The sequence below is a fragment of the Mucilaginibacter ximonensis genome, assembly GCF_042686265.1.
In the GTDB taxonomy this organism is placed as follows: Bacteria; Bacteroidota; Bacteroidia; order Sphingobacteriales; family Sphingobacteriaceae; genus Mucilaginibacter; species Mucilaginibacter ximonensis.
In genome coordinates, this window is sequence record NZ_JBHUPD010000002.1 from 1,035,633 (window position 1) to 1,052,696 (window position 17,064).

Annotated in this window: 16 protein-coding genes and 1 tRNA gene; 14 read left to right on the forward strand and 3 right to left on the reverse strand. The window is 43.5% G+C overall.

Annotated elements, in window-relative coordinates; translation table 11 throughout:
* The first annotated feature begins 92 nt into the window (after positions 1-92).
* The 4 genes from ACFS5N_RS12190 (at position 93) to ACFS5N_RS12205 (ending at position 3,539) form a co-directional block, all read left to right on the forward strand.
* Entirely contained in the window at positions 93-494 is a 402-nt protein-coding gene (locus ACFS5N_RS12190; RefSeq protein ID WP_377185761.1) for a winged helix-turn-helix transcriptional regulator, read from the forward strand.
* A 385-nt stretch (positions 495-879) separates the two neighbouring features.
* Positions 880-1,629: a DUF3667 domain-containing protein gene (locus ACFS5N_RS12195; protein WP_377185763.1), complete on the forward strand. Its 750-nt coding sequence runs from the start codon at positions 880-882 to the stop codon at positions 1,627-1,629.
* 223 nt (positions 1,630-1,852) lie between these two features.
* Positions 1,853-2,476 (forward strand): DNA cytosine methyltransferase, encoded by a 624-nt coding sequence (locus ACFS5N_RS12200; RefSeq protein WP_377186549.1) that lies wholly within the window; start codon positions 1,853-1,855, stop codon positions 2,474-2,476.
* Positions 2,454-3,539, forward strand: a complete 1,086-nt coding sequence (locus ACFS5N_RS12205) for a hypothetical protein (RefSeq protein ID WP_377185765.1) — start codon at positions 2,454-2,456, stop codon at positions 3,537-3,539. The genes ACFS5N_RS12200 and ACFS5N_RS12205 overlap by 23 nt, the downstream gene beginning before the upstream one ends.
* Here the strand turns inward: ACFS5N_RS12205 and ACFS5N_RS12210 are convergent.
* Positions 3,494-3,982: a very short patch repair endonuclease gene (locus ACFS5N_RS12210; RefSeq protein WP_377185767.1), complete on the reverse strand. Its 489-nt coding sequence runs from the start codon at positions 3,980-3,982 to the stop codon at positions 3,494-3,496. The genes ACFS5N_RS12205 and ACFS5N_RS12210 overlap by 46 nt on opposite strands.
* 170 nt (positions 3,983-4,152) lie before the next feature.
* Here ACFS5N_RS12210 and ACFS5N_RS12215 point away from each other — a divergent pair, with 170 nt between their 5' ends.
* The 5 genes from ACFS5N_RS12215 to mobC all read left to right on the forward strand — a co-directional run bounded on the left by ACFS5N_RS12215 (position 4,153) and on the right by mobC (position 9,663).
* Positions 4,153-5,412: a DNA cytosine methyltransferase gene (locus ACFS5N_RS12215; protein WP_377185769.1), complete on the forward strand. Its 1,260-nt coding sequence runs from the start codon at positions 4,153-4,155 to the stop codon at positions 5,410-5,412.
* Positions 5,409-6,032 carry a hypothetical protein gene (locus ACFS5N_RS12220; RefSeq protein ID WP_377185771.1) on the forward strand — a complete coding sequence of 208 codons (624 nt, stop codon included), beginning with the start codon at positions 5,409-5,411 and terminating at the stop codon, positions 6,030-6,032. The genes ACFS5N_RS12215 and ACFS5N_RS12220 overlap by 4 nt, the downstream gene beginning before the upstream one ends.
* 169 nt (positions 6,033-6,201) lie before the next feature.
* Positions 6,202-6,597: a hypothetical protein gene (locus ACFS5N_RS12225; protein ID WP_377185773.1), complete on the forward strand. Its 396-nt coding sequence runs from the start codon at positions 6,202-6,204 to the stop codon at positions 6,595-6,597.
* Positions 6,582-7,802 carry a relaxase/mobilization nuclease domain-containing protein gene (locus ACFS5N_RS12230; RefSeq protein ID WP_377185775.1) on the forward strand — a complete coding sequence of 407 codons (1,221 nt, stop codon included), beginning with the start codon at positions 6,582-6,584 and terminating at the stop codon, positions 7,800-7,802. Before ACFS5N_RS12225 ends, ACFS5N_RS12230 begins: the two co-directional genes overlap by 16 nt.
* Positions 7,803-7,812: 10 nt before the next feature.
* Entirely contained in the window at positions 7,813-9,663 is a 1,851-nt protein-coding gene (gene mobC / locus ACFS5N_RS12235; RefSeq protein WP_377185777.1) for a conjugal transfer protein MobC, read from the forward strand.
* Positions 9,664-10,362: 699 nt separating this feature from the next.
* Here mobC and ACFS5N_RS12240 read toward each other — a convergent pair.
* A tRNA-Met gene (locus ACFS5N_RS12240) sits at positions 10,363-10,435 on the reverse strand.
* A gap of 144 nt (positions 10,436-10,579) precedes the next feature.
* On the opposite strand from ACFS5N_RS12240, the gene era reads away from it, so the two are divergent.
* Together era and der are read left to right on the forward strand one after the other, a co-directional pair.
* A complete protein-coding gene (gene era, locus ACFS5N_RS12245; RefSeq protein ID WP_377185779.1) occupies positions 10,580-11,455 on the forward strand; it encodes a GTPase Era in 876 nt (291 codons plus the stop codon).
* Positions 11,456-11,572: 117 nt separating this feature from the next.
* Positions 11,573-12,874: a ribosome biogenesis GTPase Der gene (der, locus tag ACFS5N_RS12250; protein ID WP_377185781.1), complete on the forward strand. Its 1,302-nt coding sequence runs from the start codon at positions 11,573-11,575 to the stop codon at positions 12,872-12,874.
* Between the two features lie 126 nt (positions 12,875-13,000).
* Here der and ACFS5N_RS12255 read toward each other — a convergent pair whose 3' ends face one another.
* On the reverse strand, positions 13,001-14,581 hold the full coding sequence (locus ACFS5N_RS12255; protein ID WP_377185783.1) for a S41 family peptidase: 1,581 nt from the start codon (positions 14,579-14,581) through the stop codon (positions 13,001-13,003).
* Between the two features lie 174 nt (positions 14,582-14,755).
* On the opposite strand from ACFS5N_RS12255, the gene murQ reads away from it, so the two are divergent.
* The 3 genes from murQ to ACFS5N_RS12270 all read left to right on the forward strand — a co-directional run bounded on the left by murQ (position 14,756) and on the right by ACFS5N_RS12270 (position 17,055).
* Positions 14,756-15,571, forward strand: a complete 816-nt coding sequence (gene murQ / locus ACFS5N_RS12260; RefSeq protein ID WP_377185785.1) for an N-acetylmuramic acid 6-phosphate etherase — start codon at positions 14,756-14,758, stop codon at positions 15,569-15,571.
* Between the two features lie 101 nt (positions 15,572-15,672).
* Positions 15,673-16,239, forward strand: coding sequence for a hypothetical protein (locus ACFS5N_RS12265; protein ID WP_377185787.1), 567 nt, complete (start codon positions 15,673-15,675; stop codon positions 16,237-16,239).
* An 84-nt stretch (positions 16,240-16,323) separates the two neighbouring features.
* Positions 16,324-17,055 (forward strand): Bax inhibitor-1/YccA family protein, encoded by a 732-nt coding sequence (locus ACFS5N_RS12270; RefSeq protein ID WP_377185789.1) that lies wholly within the window; start codon positions 16,324-16,326, stop codon positions 17,053-17,055.
* The last annotated feature ends 9 nt before the right edge of the window (positions 17,056-17,064 follow it).

Consider the following 17,064-nt stretch of genomic DNA (forward strand, 5'->3'; position numbering starts at 1 on the left):
AAGTATGTACTTTTTAGTATCTTATATACTAAAAAGTATCTATTGCTAATTATCAGTGGTTTACATAATTGCAAGAAATGAAAAATGATCAAATGGTGACGAATGAAACCCAGCTATGTGCTGTGGATTATGCATTCAAACGGATAGGTGGTAAATACAAGGCCCGTATTTTATGGTATCTGGACATGAAAAAAGTACTCCGATACGGAGAACTAACCCGGACGCTTCCTGACATTACTACAAAGATGCTTACGCAGACCTTGCGCGAACTTGAGCAGGACAAATTGATTATCCGGCGGATGTATCATGAAGTTCCTCCTAAGGTAGAGTATTCGCTTAGCGAGACCGGACAGGAACTGATACCTTTCATCGCTCATTTACATAATTGGGGAAAAAAACAAATTGAACTGGAGATGAATAGCAGTGGTATACAAAAAGATGAACGAACTGCAAGTATTTGCCGGACGGTCTGCAATACAGACCAGCAAGCGTGATTTAACTGGGGTGGCTACCGGCGGAGTTTATTTTCCATTAATCAAAAATCGCCGGCTTGCACCTGTTCCATCCATGTAGCACCCATTCAATGGCGGCTGGCATTTTGGCATCAGCCTTACCGTGACACTGTTGTATTTTATTTTGCAACACGATCTGGCAAGTCTTTAAATAAAATTTACCGCTGCGCTGTCGGGTTCGGTTTTGTGGGTTTATTTCTTTCATCCCTTACTGCTGATCGAATATTAGTGTCTTTTAGCGCAGTGGGCAATACCACCCGCAGTTAAGCTGTTGTGGTGGGGCTATCGGCCGTTATACTGTTATTTGGTTGGTTATTGGTTCGTTTTGCGGTTTTGAAGAACGTGGTCTGATCATTATCTTTAAACTATGACTAACCCTGAAAAAGAGCCCGTTGGCCTCAAAAACATAGCCCATGAGGCGCTGCATGACCTGATGCATTTTGATAGCCGCGTGTTTAGAACGCTGCCGGCGCTGCTTTTTAAACCAGGCGAACTGACTGTAGCTTCTTTACAACCCGGGCAAACCCGTTATGTACGCCCTTTTGCCTTATTCGTGTTCCTTAATTTCCTGTTTTTTATCGTTAAAGCCCGGGGTATTTTCCAATATTCTTTGGAGGCTTATCGCGAGCGCTTTGGGCCACAGATACTGGCTAAAAGCGCTGAGTTGCATTTGTCGGTACAGGTATTGGCCGAACGGTTTAATACGGCCATGCATTTTGAGCAAAAAGAATATTTTATTGTGATGGTACCGGTATTCGCGCTGGTGCTATGGTGTCTGCAATGGACACGGCCCCGTTATTTCGCGCTGCATCTGATTTTTGCGCTCAACTACTATGCCTTTTTGATTGCCTTCCTGATCATTATTCCGTGGATCGCTTCGCTTTTAAGGTTCATCCCCCGCAGCAGCGCCGTACTAAATACCGAAACGGGTTTTAGCGGGATATTGCTGTTAGTCTGCCTGTTTTACCTGGGCTTTGCTTTAAAAAAGGTTTATGCGCGCGCGTGGTGGATAAGTTGGTTACATGCAGCTATTTTGAGCTGCACCACGCTTGCGCTGATCGTGTTTGTTTATCGCACGTTGTTATTCTTTATTGTTATGCATAGCATAGGCGAATAAAATATTTTAAAATAGTTCTTCACTCTTATCTAAGGTCATACCCTGGCTTTTGGGTTTAATTGTATGGAAAGCAACAACAATCCCGCTGTTTGGTAATTGGCTTGCAAACCCCCATTGTACAAGAATTGATTGGAAATATTATTTAAATATGAATGGTTTTTGGCGGCCGAAGGCCAGAATATAGCCCTATAAGGGCTGGCAGAACTTATGTGAGCGACAACGGATTATTTTGATCGGCTTCCATAAGAGTATTTTAAAAGGTAGCGGTCAGGATAAAAGTAAAGAACAGGAACTAAGTAATTTCAACTGGGATAATAACAAACTTTACGAGGCAAAAGATATCTTTTCCGGCAATTGGCCAAAGGCTGAGACTTTCCTCGAAGATGCTATAAAGGAAGCACCGGCTGAAATTATAAAGGACTTAACAGTCCAACATTGGTTTGACCAGAATGACGTTACTAATCATCCGAACGGGAATCATTATTTTACTCCAAGAAGTGGTCTGAATAAATTTTTGACTATTCAGGAAGGCGATGATCTTAAAAAATCATATAAAAGACTTCACCGCTGGAGATACTCACCAACCGCAGCATACGGAAATAATGAAGTACATCTTCACCCGTATAAAGCAAGACGAATCTCCGTAGCAGAAGCCCTGGCTATACAATCTTTACCAAAAGACTTTGTTATTCCGTCTAATATTTCACTTACTGATATGTTTAAGACGATAGGAAATGGAGTTCCGTTTGTCGCGGCAAAGGGCCTGGCTTTAAATATTTACGATTTCTTAGAGCACAACGTAAAAAAAAGCAATTCAAAAAGCTATGCAACAGTTGACAGCGAGTAACCTGGTAAGGGAAATAAACCGTCTGAATAAAGACAATGTTTATAACTATCTTGATCCTTCAAATCCGGGGTTAATAAAAATAGAACGTGTCCAGTTGCCGGAAGGGCCAATCATTATCAAACGATGGAAACCTGAAAGCGGAGAAACAGAACTTACGGGTAAGACTGCGTCTATTTCAAAAGAACAAATCTGGAGACTCGCAAATGCGCTTGTGCCCGATCAGCCTATTAATGTAGACAGATTATTTGCAGGCAGTTATAATACGAGGAGTGTATTAGAAGCACTACTCGTCCATACACCGCAATTTTCATATTGTTATCCCGGACGAATACAAATGACTGGCGGAAACCCGACAATCAAACACGGGCATAAACATATCATATGGACTCCTGATGACACACACAGCCTGGGTGTTACTCGTCTTGTAGATACTGATATTGTTATCAGCGAAGCTGCTTCCGTGGATACCTATGATGCGCTTAAGATCATAGATCCTTCGGGCATAGGTGAAATAACCGGAATCGACGCTGATATTAAGCGTACACATGCATTAATGCAAATAGCATTGTACAATATCGGAAAGCAATTAGATTACCGGACATGGGTAGCCCAAAACGATAAAGGCATTATCTATAACGGAAAAAGGATAATTGAGTATGAGGGTATTATTCATTCCCTTAAAAATGAACCTCTTTTAAAATCACATGCTGATGCAATTAAAGCAGCTCTTCTGATTGACTGTATATGGTTCAAAAACGGAAAGCTGATGCCTGCGGTAATAGAAGTAGAGCATTCTACCGGTGTTACATCGGGTTTGTCCAGAATGAAAAATTTTCAGGATTTGTTTCCGCCGTTTCCGACGAGTTATATTATCGTCGCCCCTGATGAAGACAGAGCGAAAGTTATTCAGGAAGCCAATAAAGTCCAGTTTAAAAGTCTCAACACAAAATACCTTCCTTATTCTGCTGTAAATGAACTGTATTCGCTTTGTAAAAGAAGAAATATCAAAGGTATAAATCAGGAGTTTCTGGATTCATTTATGGAGCAGGTCGTTGCCGCTTGATCAAAACGCCTGTTGTTTTTTAATTCTTTCAACTGCTTTATTGTTGTTGTAATTTCCGCAACAACCGGAACGATATCCTTCTTTATATCTTTTTCCCAATAGCGTAGAATTGTCCATCCTGCTTCCGATAATACACCGTTTACTTTAATATCCCGCTCTATATTTTTTGTAATTTTAGTTATCCAAAATTCTTTGTTCGTCCCTATCCTGTTTTGCAGAACAGCAAAATCCTTACCATGCCAGAATTCGCTGTCACAAAATATGGCAAGCTTGATTCCTTTAAAGGCGAAATCAGGCTTCCCGTATACTGTCTTATCATTTTTTCTGTATCTGATGCCTTCATTCCAGAGGGCTTTTGCCAGCAGCAATTCAATTTTTGTACCCGAACTCCGGATACGGGACATATTAAAACTTCTGGTTTCCTTCGAATGTACATCAGCCATACCTATATAAAGTAATATCGTAATATTTTGTTGCAGGCGCAATAACAAATACTGTCTAAAATAGTCAGTAAGCTTTATTTTCTTAAATAATTCTGTTAGCTAATACCACAGTAGCATAAACGCAATTCTGCCTGGCCCAACTTTGTCATCTGCAAATTTGGGAAGTCGGTATGAGTGATGGTATAAAAATATTAAACCATGGGAGCCTGTTTAGTGGCATAGGCGGATTTGATCTTGCCGCTGAGTGGATAGGTTGGGACAATATCTTTCATTGCGAGTTCAATCCATTTTGTCAGCGAATACTTAAACACTATTTCCCAAAAGCAATTAGTTATGAAGATATCAGGACGACGGATTTCAGCATCCAAAAAGGAAATATCGACATCCTCACCGGCGGGTTCCCCTGCCAGCCATATAGCCTCGCCGGAAAACGTCTCGGAAAGGAAGATGAACGCCATCTGTGGCCAAGCATGCTTAGAGCAATTCGCGAGATCAGGCCGCGCTGGGTCGTGGCAGAGAATGTTCTCGGACTTGTTAGTTGGAATGCCGGGATGGTATTCGAGGAGGTGCAGTCTGACCTGGAAGCTGAAGGTTACCAGGTTCAACCGTTCGTACTTCCAGCTGCAGGCGTCAATGCCCCGCACCGCCGGGAAAGGGTCTGGTTTATTGCCTACAGTGGTCTTATCGGACGGCTCGCGGAATGGCGAAACAGTGAATGGCAAAACCAAAACACGGCACTCGGGACAGACATTTTCAGCGAACCTGAGCGACCTGGCCAAATCGGGTTTGCTGCCGACGCCGACCACAGGCAGCAACCGCAACAGCAGAAATGCGATTCAAAAGATCGGCAAAGCACACCAGAAACATGGAGTAGCACTGGGCCTTGCGCAGGTGGTCGAGATATCGGGCGGGATGCTCCCGAAGGAATTCGACAGCTGGAATCAGATACCGGACTTTTACAAAAGGCTCCTGCCAACGCCGCTGGCTTCGGATGCAACGACGGGAGCTATCATAGGGCGCAACGACAGGTTCATCATGACCAGCGGGTTGCCGCGAAAGATCAATCAGAACGGGAAGGACGGCAGCGTAGGTCTGGCCAGATTGGTTCGGTTACTTCCCATGTTGCCGACGCCAACGGTGCGGGAACACAAGGGCGGCAGGCTTCCGGAAACATTAATAAAAGCGAACCGCACTCCCTCCAACACGCTTGGGGATACGATCAACCATCTGACTGGCGGCAGTTCCCGGCTCAATCCCCTGTTTGTTATGGAAATGATGGGTTTCCCGGCGGACTGGACGGTATTACCTTTCCTAAATGGCGCAGCGAAACTATAAAGGCCGGAGGCAACGCGATCGTCCCCCAGGTTGCGCTTCAGATCTTTAGAACTATAAAAACTTTGGACAAACAATTTCAAAATGACACACCATGAAAATCGAATTAAAAAATATCCATTTCAGTCAGCAGCTAAGCCAGGAAACCAACGCGTTCTCGGCAAACCTGTATATTAATGATGTAAAGGTCGGTGCCGCATCGAATCACGGCTACGGCGGCGCAACTGATTATTTAGCCTACCATGAAGAAGGCCAACGTCTTATCAAAGAAGCTGAAGCATACTGCAAAACATTACCACCGGATAAGTTCAATATTGATGGAAAAGAATACACCATTGATATGAATCTGGAACACCATATCGATAATTTATTGAATGAGCATCTGCGCCAGAAAGACCTTCAGCAATTCAGAAATAAAGCTCAGCGCGCAGGAGAGAAATCAATCGTCGTAGGTATCCCTGACCAGTCATTTAAAACTCTCGGGCTGAAATTTCCGGTTGACATGCTGCTTATCCATCCCAAAGGTCCTGACATACTTAGCGACATTTTAATCAAGCGTGTTGTGCCGAACCTGAAGGAAGGCGAGATCATCATGAATACCAATATACCTGAGAAAATTCTGAAGCAGGCGGGACTCAATGAAAAACAATATGCCGCTCCGAAACAACATGAGGCGGTAAAGAAAAACAAACAGATAAGAAAAGGCAGAGGCATCTGATTTCCGCAATTCCGGAGGAAATTGACCAGGACACTGTTTTTTGCGTGTCCGGCAAGATGTAGGATTGTTGACAACAATCCCATCTTGCCGGGCGCTGCCGTTGGGTGCGCCGGAAGAAAAACCCTTCGGAGTCGGGTTTTTTTAATCATGATGTGTTGAAATGTGAGATATGGGAAGGCAGAACGAGGAAAGGCTGGATTATAAAATATTTACGCGGGTAGGAAAAACGAAGTTCGATGAGATGACTTCATTGCTCAATAATTCCAACCGCAGAACCATGAGCGCCTTATTGCGCGATGTACTTGAGCACGAAAAAATTGTCATTAACACGCGCGATACAACGCTTGACAAGGCGATGGAAGAACTGTCCGGAATTCGCAAAGAGCTGCTGGCGATTGGCGTAAATATCAACCAGGTGACGCGCAGATTTCATCAAGCAGGAACACTGGATGAGCAGCTGGCATTGTCGCAGAACGTTCTCAAAGAGTTCAGCCTAACATCTGCAAAAATAGAAACTCTTTTTAAACTGATCGATCAGCTTTCTGAAAAATGGTTGCCAGAATAGTCTGCGGAAAAAGTATCCGGGGTGTGCTCAATTATAACGAGAACAAACTGAAGAATGCGGAAGCATCATTACTACTGGCTGCTGGCTTTCCGCGCGATCCTGACCACCTTTCTTTTAAAAACAAGCTGCATAGGTTCGAGATGCTGACCCGGCAGAATACGGATACCAGAACGAATACACTCCACATTATGCTTAATTTTTCAAGGCGGGATGAGCTGGACGAAGGCAAGTTGAAAGCCATCACTTTCGACTACATGAATAGCATTGGCTTCGGAGAGCAGCCATTCCTGGTCTACCAGCATTTCGATGCCGCGCATCCGCATCTGCATATCGCGACAGTGAATATTGCAGATGGCGGCCGGCGCATAGAAACTCATAACATCGGCAGGCACCAATCCGAAAAAGCCAGAAAAGAAATTGAAACCAGTTACAATCTGATTAGGGCTGAAGACCAGGCCAAAGAGACGGCCTACACCCTCCAGCCTGTCAATCTGGATAAAATTATGTATGGCAAAACGCCTACCAAGGCCGCGATATCGGCCATCGTCCGTGAGGTGGTCGATTCTTATAAATTCACGTCGCTTCCTGAACTAAATGCTGCGCTCAGGCAATTCAATGTGAGAGCATACCGTGGCACCGAAGGTTCGCAAATGTTTCAGAAGAGCGGGCTGGTTTACCAGGTTTTAAATGAACAGGGGCAGGCCATTGGTATACCCATTAAGGCCAGTTCGATTTATGGCCGTCCTACCTTAAAAAATCTCGAAAGAAAATATACGCCGAACGAAAGTAGCCGCATGCCTTATGGACAGCGGCTGAAGCACTTGTTGGATAAAGCCATAGCAACCACCCGCGGATCAATAGCCTTACAAGAGCAGTTGCAGCAGCAAGGTATTCGTATGCTTTTTCGCGAAAACATACAAGGCAATGTTTACGGGGTAACATTTATTGACAATGCTACGCGGGTGGTCTACAACGGATCAGATCTCGGGAAAAATTACAGCGCCAAAGCGTTTATGGCCCGGCTGCCGAAGGTTGCCACGGCTAACACTACTCCGCAGACAAGCGCTGCCACTCAGAAAAATTATCCAGCACATAATCAGCCGGTAATAGAAATTATTGCTGACATTTTATTGTCCGCGAAGCATAGCGAACACAATGAAGTGCCATATCGAAAGAAAAAGAAAAAACGGCTGCAGATCGATTAAGAGATAGCGCATGAATACCGGAGAAAATACAGAAGCTTTAAGAAAAATAACTGACCTGACCAGGAAGTGCAGCATAATTTTATTATGCCTGCATTTTTATATCTACTGCTATTCGGCATTTGAGCATTGGCATCTAACCTGGCCCTTTCTGCTGAAGATTTTGTTAAATCTTTCCCATACAGGCCTGTTCGGTCACTTTTACGTTTCAAAAGCGGCTTCATTGATATTGTTGTTCATCTCGCTGATTGGATATCGCGGAAAGAAAGACGAGAAATTAAAACTGAGCAGAGCCCTCAAATATTTTCTGGGCGGCCTGATAATTTATACGCTGAGTTTTCTTGCGCTGGAAATCTATATTCAGCCACAGATAATTGCTTTGCTTTATATTGGCATCACAAGTGCAGGTTACCTCCTGACCATGAACGGTGGCGCGTTATTGTCGCGTCTGATCAAACAGCAGCTGGGAGGTGATATATTTAACCGCCTGCAGGAGACCTTCCCGCAGGAAGAGCGTTTGCTGGAAAATGAATATTCCATCAACCTGCCCGCTCAATATAATTTAAAAGGCAAGATCAGAAAGTCATGGATCAATATTATTAATCCTTTCCGCGCCCTGCTCGTGTCGGGCACTCCGGGCGCGGGTAAATCGTACTTCGTAATACGGCATGTCATCACTCAGCACCTGAAAAAATGCTTTACCATGTTCATTTACGATTTTAAATATGATGATCTTTCGATCATAGCTTATAACACTTTCCTGAAATACAAACATCTCTATCCGGTAGAGCCTAAGTTTTACGTTATCAACTTTGATGATATTCATCATCGCTGCAACCCCCTCTACCCAGAAAGTATGGAAGACATTACTGACGCTACTGAAAGCAGCCGTACCACCATGCTTGGCCTGAACCGGGAATGGATAAAAAAGCAGGGGGATTTTTTTGTAGAGTCGCCGATCAATTTCGTGACCAGCGTTATCTGGTTCTTAAAGAAATATAAGAATGGCATGTTCTGTACACTGCCCCATGCTATTGAACTGATGCAAATGAACTATGAGCAATTATTTCCGGTACTCAGAACGGAGCCGGAGATTGAAGTACTCATCAATCCTTTCGTCACTGCTTACGTTAATGGCGCCATGGAGCAACTGGAGGGTCAGATTGCCAGCGCCAAGATCAGTATGGCGCGTCTGTCTTCGCCTAAGCTCTATTATGTTTTGAGCGGAAATGATTTTACGCTGGATCTTAATAATCCTGAAGCGCCGAAGATTATCTGTGCCGGTAATGATCCACAAAAACAACAGGTTTATGGTGCGGTCTTATCACTATACATTTCCAGAATGATCAAATTGGTCAACCGCAAAAAGCAAATGAAGAGCAGCCTGATCTTCGATGAGTTTCCTACGATTTATTTTAATGCTATTGACAGTCTTATCGCTACTGCCCGTTCCAACAAAGTGGCTACCTGTCTGGGCGTGCAGGATTTTTCACAGCTCAAAAAGGATTACGGCAGAGAGCAGGCGGAGGTAATTGCTAACATCGTTGGTAACATTATCAGTGGCCAGGTAGTCGGCGATACCGCCAGACAGTTAAGTGAACGTTTTGGTAAGATCATGCAGGACCGTGAAAGCCTGTCTATCAACAGCCAGGATACATCCATCAGCAGGTCTAAACAGTTAGAGGCGGCTATTCCACCCTCGCGTATCGCAACGCTGTCATCAGGTGAGTTCGTTGGCGCAGTGGCTGATGACCCAACAGAAAAAATTGACCTCAAAACCTTTCACTGCGAAATTCTCAACGACCATGAGGCTTTGCAAAAAGAGGTGGAAGCCTATGTGCCCATTCCAAAAAACAGCTCGTAAAAATAACTTCACTGGACAACCTGCCGCTCAGGAATTATCTGATCTGCCCTAAATGCGGAAAACACCTGACCGGCAGCTCGTCAAGAGGACGCAACAATTATTTCTATTACTACCATTGCACACCAGCTTGCCGTACCCGGTTCAATGCTTTAAATGCTAACGACCTCTTTGTTCAGGAACTGAAAAAATTTCTCCCCAAGCCGGGAATGTCAGAAGCATATGCATTGGTAATTAAAGACGTATATAATTTGGAGTCCGGTTCACAATGCGACGGCAGAAGAGCGATACTCAATCAGATCCACGCCGAAAATGACCGCCTTGCAAAGGGACTAAATTTGTTGTTGGACGGTGCTATTGAAAGCACCGAATACAAGGCAATAAAATCAACAGCTGAAAAAAAATTGCTTAGCCTTGAGGCAAAACTGCTTGGAACTACAAAAGCAACCATAGATATCGACGACCTCGCTGAAAAAGCCCTAAATACGCTCTACAGGCTTGATTTACTCTATAAACAAATAAATGTGAACCAAAAAAGGCACCTTATCGGTTCGATATTTCCCGAAAAACTCTGTTTTGACGGTTTAGTTTATCGAACCGGAAAAATCAACGAAGCTGCCGCTCTTATCTACCTAATAAACAATAAGATACAGGCAAAAAAAAATCGGACAAAACTTGATTTTTCAAGCTTGTCCGATTCGGTAGCGGGAGCAGGACTCGAACCTACGACCTTCGGGTTATGAGCCCGACGAGCTACCAACTGCTCCATCCCGCACTATTTTTGTGTATTACATAACGGTCATAAACTCCGAAATGTTTTGTTCCAATCGTAAAAAAAGCGTTTTGTGCTTCGTTTTATTGGACTGCAAAGATATAATTCGTTTCTTTGCAGTCCAAAAATATTTTAAATTAATTTCACATGGGTCACAAAGCAGGTTTTGTAAGCATCATTGGTAAACCAAATGCAGGTAAATCAACCTTGATGAATGCGCTTGTTGGCGAAAATATGTCTATCATAACGCCTAAGGCCCAAACCACACGGCACCGTATTCTGGGTATTGTGAACAATGACGACTATCAGATTGTGTTCTCTGACACGCCTGGTATCATCAAACCGCACTATGCTTTACATGAAAGTATGATGCATTCTGTCGAAGGATCAATAGTTGATGCCGACCTGATTTTGCTGGTGACCGATATTTACGAAGAGTACGACGAGCAGGATGTCCTCAAAAAGCTAGAAGGTTCATTAGCTCCGCTTTGTATATTGGTTAATAAAATTGACCAAAGCAGTGAAGAAGAGGTGAAGAAAAAAATAGAATACTGGCAGGAGAAATTAAAGCCAAAAGCCATATTCGCCATATCGGCTCTGCATAAACACAACGTACAGGCGGTAATGGACTTTGTGATCGAAAACCTGCCCGAGCACCCGGCCTATTATGACAAAGACGCACTGACCGACCGTAATGATCGTTTCTTTGCTTCTGAGATGATCCGTGCGCAGTTGTTGAAGCAGTATAAAAAAGAAATTCCGTACAGCTGTGAGGTGATCGTAACCTCATTTATTGAGGGCGAAAAGTTGTACCGTATCAGTGCCGAGATCATCGTTGAACGCGACTCACAAAAAAATATTATCATTGGCGAGGGCGGCAAGATGCTGAAGATTGTAGGTACCTACGCCCGCCGCGATATGGAAGATTTCTTCCAGCAAAAAGTTTTCCTGGAAATGTTTGTTAAAGTTATACCAGACTGGCGCAGCAAAAAGAACTATCTGAAGAAATTTGGATACGAATAAAATAGTGAATTACGATTTACGAATTACAATTTTAGATTTATCGGTTCGTAAATTTGCATTGATTTAGGGCTCGCGATTTTTAAATCGTAACTCGTAAATCTAAAATCCAAAATCAAAATGAGTAACATAGTAGCCATAGTTGGCCGCCCGAATGTGGGCAAGTCGACCTTATATAACCGTTTAACTGAAAGTCGTAAAGCAATCGTGGACGACTTTAGCGGCGTAACCCGCGACCGCCATTACGGGCAAGCCGAGTGGACCGACCGCCAGTTTACCGTTATTGATACAGGTGGCTACGTGGCGCATTCCGACGATGTTTTTGAAGCTGCTATCCGAGAGCAGGTGGTTATTGCTATTGAAGAGGCAAGCGTTATTTTGTTTGTTGTTGATGTCACCACCGGAATTACTGATTTGGACGATGATATAGCCGGTTTACTGCGTAAAAGCAAAAAGCCGGTATTTGTGGTAGTAAATAAAGTCGACAACAATAATCAGCACACAGAGGCTTCGGTATTTTATGCTTTAGGTTTGGGCGAAATCTATAATATCTCATCAATGACCGGCTCTGGCACCGGCGACTTGCTAGATGAGGTGATCAAACATTTTGACGATGAGCCGCTTGAGGATAATACCCGCCCTAAATACGCTATTATTGGTCGCCCTAATGTGGGTAAATCATCTATCATCAATTCATTGATAGGCCGCGACCGAAATATTGTTACGCCAATTGCAGGTACCACGCGCGATTCTATTCACATTCACTACAATCAGTACGGGCATGATTTTATGCTGGTTGATACGGCGGGCATGCGCAAAAAGACCAAGGTTAAAGAAAATATTGAGTTTTACTCGGTTATGCGTACAATCAAGGCACTGGAAGAAGCCGATGTGGTGATTTTGATGATTGATGCTGTTGAGGGCATGGAGTCGCAGGATATCAATATTTTTCACCTGGCCGAAAAGAATAAAAAAGGTATTGTGATCGTGGTAAATAAATGGGACCTGATCGAAAAGAACAATAAAACGGTTAAGGTTTTTGAGGACATGATTCGACAAAAAATAGCACCGTTTACTGATGTTCCGATTGTATTTACCTCTGTTTTGGAGAAACAACGCGTACTGAAAGTAATCGATGTGGCTAACCAGGTTTATCAAAATCGCGCGCGCAAAATATCTACCTCAAAATTAAACGAGGTGATGCTGCCAATCATCGAGAACTATCCACCGCCATCAACCAAAGGCAAATACGTTAAAATTAAATACGCTACGCAGATAGCAGGCACCTCGCCAATGTTTGCGTTTTTCTGTAACCTGCCGCAGTATGTTAAGGAGCCATACTATCGTTTTATAGAAAATAAGCTTCGCGAAAACTTTGACCTGAGCGGTGCGCCGGTACAGGTTTGGTTTAGACAGAAATAGTCATATTTACACCTAATTGTCATCCTGAGCATAGCGAAGGATCTTATTCGCTTTATAAGTCGCTTTGATAAGATCCTTCGCTATGCTCAGGATGACAAGTTTATTTAAATTGAAAAACTCCACAAATTAATTCACCGCTTCCACCGCTTTTTTAATAGCCGGATCATTAGTATTGATTGTCCTGAAATAAGCGTTGTCACCCCATTTAAAGCGGGCAGCGTAGGCTTTCAGTACCATTTTTAGTTCGTCCCTGGCTATCATAACTTCGCGCGGGTCAATCTCCTTTATGCTGTGCGATGCATAGCGCATAAAATTACCCAGGTCGGCATCGCTTACGCTATAGTTTTTGATAAACTCGTCTTCGGTGAATTTACTTAATAATGGCTGCATATGATCGACCACATAGGCCGAAAATAATTGCAGGTTGCTGAGCTGATGCGTCAGGTAAGTGTTGTGGGCAGTATCGGCCGGTACAAAAATATCGGGCATAATACCTCCACCGCTAAATACTTTGCGCCCACTGGCCGTATGGTAACGAGCCGGTTTTTTAAATACGCTATCTTTTAGTGTATTAGCTTCAGAGAACAGCTCGCCTTTAGCCATGCGTTGGGCCAGTTCATTACGATAGCTATCCACACCGCCGGCGTATGATTTTTGGATGGATCGACCCGACGGCGTATAATACCTGGCAATGGTAAGGTTAACTGCCGAGCCGTCTGCAAATGGAAACTGCTCCTGCACCAAACCTTTACCAAACGATCGCCGCCCGATGATTGTTGCCCGGTCCAGATCTTGTAATGCACCGGCTAAGATCTCGCTGGCCGAGGCCGAATACTCGTCGATGAGTACCGCCAGTTTACCTTGTTGAAAATTGCCAGAATCTGTTGCAAAATAGTCGGTACGTGGTTCGTGTACCCCCTTGGTATATACAATAAGTTTTTTTTTCTGAAGGAACTCGTCAGCCAGGGCGGTAGCTGTATTCAGGTAGCCGCCGCCATTACCGCGAATATCAAGTACCAGTTTTTGCAATCCGTCGATCTTTAATTTGGCTAAAGCTTTTCTAAAGTCGGCATCGGTAGTTGATGCAAACTTGCTTATTTTAATATAGCCGGTTGATGAGTTTAACATATAAGCTGCATCGAGGCTGCTTAGGTCAACATGGTCACGCTTCAGGTTATAAAACCTGGTAGTTTTACCGCCAGTTGGTATCACAGCCATAAGCAATTGCGAATCTTTAGTGCCACGAAAAGCTCTGGCCACTTTTTGCGTGTTTAAATGAGTCCCCGAAAAAGGTTGATGATCAACTTCAATCACTTTATCGCCTGGGTGTAAGCCCGCATTGTAGGCCGGGCCAAACGGGGTTATTTGTGTAAACACCAACGTGTCGCGCAGCAAAACATATTCAACGCCGATGCCGGTAAAGCCACCCTCCAATTTCTCGTTAATGCTGGTGGCTTGCTGCGGCGGCAGATATAATGAATGCGGGTCGAGATTTTGCAGCAGGTTGTTCACGGTGCTGCCCTCAATACTGTCCACATTTACTGAGTCGACATAGTTGTGGCGCACAAGGTCCAGTACTTTTGAAACTTTGTCGTTATTAAAGTCTATATGTTCAGTAATGTGATTGTCGCTAATAAAAAGACCAATAGCCACGCCCATCAAAACCAGGATAACCGACCTGAATATTATTGCTGCTGCTCTCTTCATAGAATATCCACAAATCTACTCATTTACACTGATTGCTCTAACAAGCTTTTGGTATTTATCGTTTAAAAATTACATGTGTTTGTAAAAATCATGTTGTGTTTTGTGGCGATTAAACAACACCAATAATTAATCCAGTTTCGATTATTTTACCGATTTTTGTTTAAAAAAAGCACTATGCAAACCACTACCGAAAAAGATTCGCACTACCAGAACCTTGAAAAAATGAGTGTGAGCGAGATACTGCATCACATTAACCAGGAAGATCAAACCGTTGCAATCTCAGTAAGTAAAGCAATCCCGCAAATTGAAAAGCTGGCCACCATAGTTTCCGACAGGATGCGCAATGGCGGCCGCCTGTTTTATATCGGCGCGGGCACCAGCGGCAGGCTGGGTGTGGTTGACGCATCTGAGTGCCCGCCTACATTCGGTGTGCCGTTTGATTGGGTGGTAGGCATCATAGCCGGAGGAGACGGGGCCATACGCAAGGCCGTTGAGTTTGCCGAGGACGATACCGAGCAGGCCTGGAAAGACCTGAAGGCTTATAACATTAATGAAAAAGATGTATTGGTGGGCATTGCCGCTTCTGGAACCACCCCTTACGTTATCGGTGGACTACAAAAAGCTAATGAAAATAAAATAACTACCGGCTGCGTTGTATGTAACGCGGGCAGCCCTGTGGCCGCTGTAGCCCAATATCCGGTTGAAGTGGTAACCGGTCCGGAGTTTTTGACGGGTAGCACCCGCATGAAAGCCGGCACCGCGCAAAAGCTGGTGTTAAACATGCTTACCACCACGGTAATGATACAGCTGGGCCGGGTAAGAGGCAATAAGATGGTTGACATGCAGCTATCAAACAACAAGCTGGTACATAGAGCAGCAAACATGGTAATGGCCGAAACCGGTGTGGATGAAGCTACTGCATCGCAATTGTTGAAAGAGCAAGGCAGTGTGCGCAAGGCGGTTGATTTTTATAATAACAATAACGAATAGACCCCTCCCAACCCTCCCAGAAGGAGAGGGCTTTATCTGGAGGGCGTTTTGAAAACAAAAAATAATAGTCTTCCCTTTGGGGAGATTTAGAGGGGTGACAAATGCACGAAATAGAACCATATTACAAATGGCGGGATGATTACATAGCAGCAGAAGACGAATATTCGCCTTTTTATGCTACGGAGTACAGTGAATTTGAGTTTGATAAACAGGTGTATAATTTCTTGTTGCATCCGCAATGGGATTCGTTTGGGTCAAATACCTTGTACCTGAAGGTTTTGTTTGTAGATTATGACCGTGGCTATGCGATCATTGAATTTATAGGCGAGTGGAACGACGCAATAAGCAACGACATCATGCTATTGAAGCGCGAGGTTATCGAGCTGATGGAAGATAACGGCATTAATCAATTTATATTGATAGGCGAAAATGTGCTGAACTTTCATTCGTCAGACGATTGCTATTATGAAGAATGGTTTCAGGACGTTGAAGACGGCTGGATAGCGGGCATCAATTTTCGCGAGCATGTTATCGAAGAGTTTAAACGCAGCAATATAGACTACTATATTAACTTTGGCGGCGAATTGGACGAATTAAACTGGCGCTCGCTTAAACCATTGCAATTGTTTAAGAAAGTTGAGGAGCAGCTGACAAAGCGATTAAGTTAAATGTCATATTCAAGATTAAAATAAACTAATTCCCAAATCTCATATCTATATACTACATTCGTATAATTAATCATTATTAATAAAATGGAAAATAATAATCCAAACTACGTTTACGAAAACGTAATGCAAATTGACGATGCAACTGCATCCCGGAAATTTATTGCTAACGTATTTTTATGGATGTTTATCGCTTTAGGCGTGTCAGCTTTTTGCGCTTATTACTTTGCTGCTACTCCGTCATTAATACGTTTGCTGATCAATGAAGAAGCTAGAGGTCTTTCTGGCCTTGGATGGATCGTTATGCTATCGCCTTTAGCTTTTGTTATGCTGATGAGCTATGGTCTTAACCGCCTTTCATACCCGGTGCTGGCATTGCTGTTTGTAGCTTATGCTTCATTAACCGGTATTAGTTTAAGCTTTATACTTTTAATTTATACAACAAGCTCGGTATTGAGCGTATTTGTAAGCTCTTCGTTATTATTTGGTGTAATGGCTATTGCCGGTTACACTACTAACCAGGACCTGACTAAGTTTGGTTCATTAATGATGATGGGGGTTGTCGGCATCATCATCGCTACGCTAGTTAATTTGTTTTTGCACAGCAGCGGCCTAGATATGGCTATTGCTTATGTTGGTGTAGCTGTATTTATTGGTTTAACTGCTTACGATACTCAAAAACTAAAACGCATTGGCGCCGGCCTTGAATATGGCGATGCAAATTCAAAGAAATATGCTTTGATGGGCGGGTTAACTTTATATCTTGACTTTATAAATCTGTTTATCATGTTATTGCGTGTATTCGGCCGTAGACGCTAATCGGCACAA